Source organism: Nocardioides sp. (genome assembly GCF_034670285.1).
GTDB lineage: Bacteria > Actinomycetota > Actinomycetes > Propionibacteriales > Nocardioidaceae > Nocardioides.
In genome coordinates this window covers 1-2,980 of record NZ_JAXMNS010000442.1, presented here as the reverse complement: position 1 = coordinate 2,980, position 2,980 = coordinate 1, and the positions used below count along the sequence as shown (strand labels likewise).

4 protein-coding genes are annotated in these 2,980 nt (G+C 71.6%); 1 reads left to right on the top strand and 3 read right to left on the bottom strand.

The features are described from left to right. Nucleotides 1-186: 186 nt before the first annotated feature. On the bottom strand, nt 187-1,224 hold the full coding sequence (locus VOI19_RS17340; RefSeq protein WP_323794204.1) for an NAD(P)H-dependent glycerol-3-phosphate dehydrogenase: 1,038 nt from the start codon (nt 1,222-1,224) through the stop codon (nt 187-189). Beyond that, a complete protein-coding gene (locus VOI19_RS17335) occupies nt 1,221-1,973 on the bottom strand; it encodes a lysophospholipid acyltransferase family protein (protein ID WP_323794203.1) in 753 nt (250 codons plus the stop codon). Before VOI19_RS17335 ends, VOI19_RS17340 begins: the two co-directional genes overlap by 4 nt. A 96-nt stretch (nt 1,974-2,069) precedes the next feature. On the opposite strand from VOI19_RS17335, the gene cofC reads away from it, so the two are divergent. After that, complete coding sequence (gene cofC / locus VOI19_RS17330) at nt 2,070-2,693, top strand: 2-phospho-L-lactate guanylyltransferase (protein ID WP_323794202.1); 624 nt, start codon at nt 2,070-2,072, stop codon at nt 2,691-2,693. A gap of 61 nt (nt 2,694-2,754) precedes the next feature. Here the strand turns inward: cofC and VOI19_RS17325 are convergent. Beyond that, nucleotides 2,755-2,980: hypothetical protein (locus VOI19_RS17325; RefSeq protein WP_323794201.1), on the bottom strand; the 226-nt coding region annotated here is incomplete at its 5' end.

Here is a 2,980-nt window from a genome sequence, read left to right as displayed (position 1 = left end):
CCTTGGTCATCGAGTAGCCGGGGAGCGAGCGCAGCGAGCCACCGGCGTATCGAGATGCCGTGACGTCCCCGCCACCGCGAGTATCTCACTGCGTTTCGACTCGCCTGGTCCCGCCTTCGTTCCTCAGTCCGGCGGCTCGCTCAACGTTCCTTCGCGACGCGACGACTCCTCCGTCGTCGCCGCTGCTCAGTCCATCTCGGGCTTGGTGTCACGCGCCAGCATCGTGTCCATCATCTCGGTGGCGGTCATCCGACCGCCGACGACCTCGTCGACGTAGTTGGCGATAGGAGCGTCGCAGCCGGACTGCTCGGCGAGGGCGCGCAGCGAGGAGCAGGACTTCGCGCCCTCCGCGACCTGGCGGGTGGAGGCGTAGATCTCCTCGGTGGTCATCCCCTGGCCGAGCTTCTCGCCGAAGCTGCGGTTGCGCGAGAGCGGTGAGGAGCAGGTGGCGACGAGGTCGCCGAGCCCGGCGAGCCCCATCAGGGTCAGCGGGTTGGCGCCGAGCTTCATGGCCAGGCGGGCGGTCTCGGCCAGCCCACGCGTGATGAGCGAGGCAGTCGTGTTGTCTCCGAAGCCGAGGCCGACGGCCATGCCGACGCCCAGGCCGACGACGTTCTTGTAGGCCCCACCGAGCTCGCACCCGAGGACGTCGACGCTGCTGTAGGGACGGAACGCCGCAGAGTGGCAGCGGGCCTGGAGCATCTTGGCGACGTCCTCGTCCTCGCAGGCCACCACCGAGGCTGCGGGTTCGCGGCGGGCGATCTCCTTGGCGAGGTTGGGGCCGCTGATCACGGCGATCCGCTCGGGGCCCGCGTCAGTGACCTGGTGGATCACCTCGCTCATCCGGTTGAGGGTGCCGAGCTCGACCCCCTTCATCAGCGAGACCATCACGGCGTCGGGCTCGATGAAGGGCGCCCAGGTGGTGAGGTTCTCGCGAAGCGTCTGCGAGGGGGTGGCCAGGACGACCAGGTCGGCGCCGCTCAGCGCCTTCTCGACGTCGGAGGTGGCGCCCACCGAGGGAGGCAGCTGGATGCCGCGGAGGTAGTCGGAGTTCTCGCGCTCGCTGTTGATCGTCGCGGCGACCTCCTCGCGGCGCGCCCAGAGCGTGACGTCGTTGCCGCCGTCGGCCAGCACGATCGAGAAGGCGGTGCCCCAGGACCCCGCTCCCAGGACGGCGACCTTGCCCCGGCCACCGGTGGTGCTGCCTGTGCTCTGGTTGTTCATCGCTCGTCCTCTAGCGGCCGGCCGTTGCGGGCCCGCGCCTTCTTCAGGTCGAAGCGCTCGGGCGGGGCGGTCTCCCCGCGCAGCTCCTCGACGATGGTGGTGATGGCATCCATGATCCGTCCGGTCGCGACGGCGAGCACCTCGGCGTCCTGCGGCTCGTCGGCGAGGTCGCTGAGGTCGACCGGGTCCCCGACCTTGATGCTGACGGTCTTGCGAGGGAACAGGTCGGGGCGCTTGGCGTAGGGCGCGAGGAGCTCCTGGGCACCCCACTGCCCGATCGGGACGACCGGGCAGCCGGTCTCGAGCGCGATCCGCGCCGCTCCGGACTTCCCGGTCATCGGCCACAGGCCGGGGTCGCGGGTGATGGTGCCCTCGGGATAGATCACGATGCACTCCCCTGCGTTCACCGCCTCCACGGCGGCCGCGTAAGCGCCGGCGGCGCTGGCGCTGGCCCGCTCGACCGGGATCTGCCCTGCGGCGCGCAGGAAGATGCCCAGGAAGCGGTTGCGGAAGAGCCCGGACTTGGCCAGGTAGCGCGGCAACCGGCCGTGGTCGTGGGTGAACACCGCCGCGGTCAACGGGTCGACGTGCGAGAGGTGGTTCATCACCAGCACGCAGCCACCGGTGGCCGGGATGTTCAGCCCGTCGATCCAGTCGCGCTTGGTGGTCATGACCAGGGCGGGTCGCAAGAACCAGGCACCGACGATGAAGGGCCAGCTGCGGGGCTGGTCCAGCTTGCGAGGTCTCACGGGAAGGGAGGTTACTCGCGTGGCGCTGCTTCGGGCACGGTGCCGCGCTGCGGACCCCGACCGATCCTGGGGCCGCCGTCGTGGTGGGATGGCCCGGTGCAGCAGTACGTCGTCGTGATGCCGGTCAAGCCACCGGCTTTCGGCAAGTCGCGCCTCGTGGGGCCCGACGACGGCCAGCGTCGCGACCTCGCCGAGGCCTTCGCCCTCGACACCGCCACGGCCTGCCTGGCCGCCACGCGCGTCGCGGAGGTCCTCGTGGTCACCGACGACGCCCACTTCGCCGCGCGTCTCGGCGCGCTCGGCTGCTCGTGCGTGCCGGACGGCGACAGCACCGGCCTCAACGCCGCGCTGCGCCAGGCGGTGGCCGAGGCCCGACGGCGCTGGCCCGCCCTGCTCCCGGTCGCGGTGCTCGCCGACCTACCAGCGCTGCGACCGCACGACCTCGACGCGGCCCTCGGCTCCGTCGTACCAGGGGGCCCGTCGTACGTCGTGGACGCCGAGGGCTCCGGCACCACCCTCTACACCGCGTCGTACGACGAGTTCGAGCCGTCCTTCGGCCCGGACTCCGCGCACGCGCACCAGGTCGGAGGGGCGCTCGCGATCCGTGGCGACCTCACGACCCTGCGCCACGACGTCGACGACGTCGACGACCTCCGCGCCGCGGTCACGCTCGGGCTCGGTGTCGAGTCCGCGCGGCTGGCTGCCGCGCTGCTGGACTGAGAAACGCCACGACGGGCCGCCTCCCGAGGGAGGCGGCCCGTCGTGGGACGTGCGGGTCGGGTCAGGCCTTCTTGGCAGCCGGAGCCTTCTTGGCGGGCGCCTTCTTGGCAGGTGCCTTCTTGGCCGCGGTCTTGGCCGGAGCGGCCTTCTTGGCGGGGGCGGCCTTCTTGGCGGCCGGAGCCTTCTTCGCCGGAGCGGCCTTCTTGGCGGGCGCCTTCTTCGCGGGCGCCTTCTTGGCCGCGGTCTTGGCCGGAGCAGCCTTCTTGGCCGGGGCCTTCTTGGCGGGG

Coding starts and splice junctions, on each gene's coding strand:
- VOI19_RS17340 (WP_323794204.1), bottom strand. CDS start 1,224: ATGAACAACCAGAGCACAGGCAGCACCACCGGTGGCCGGGGCAAGGTC.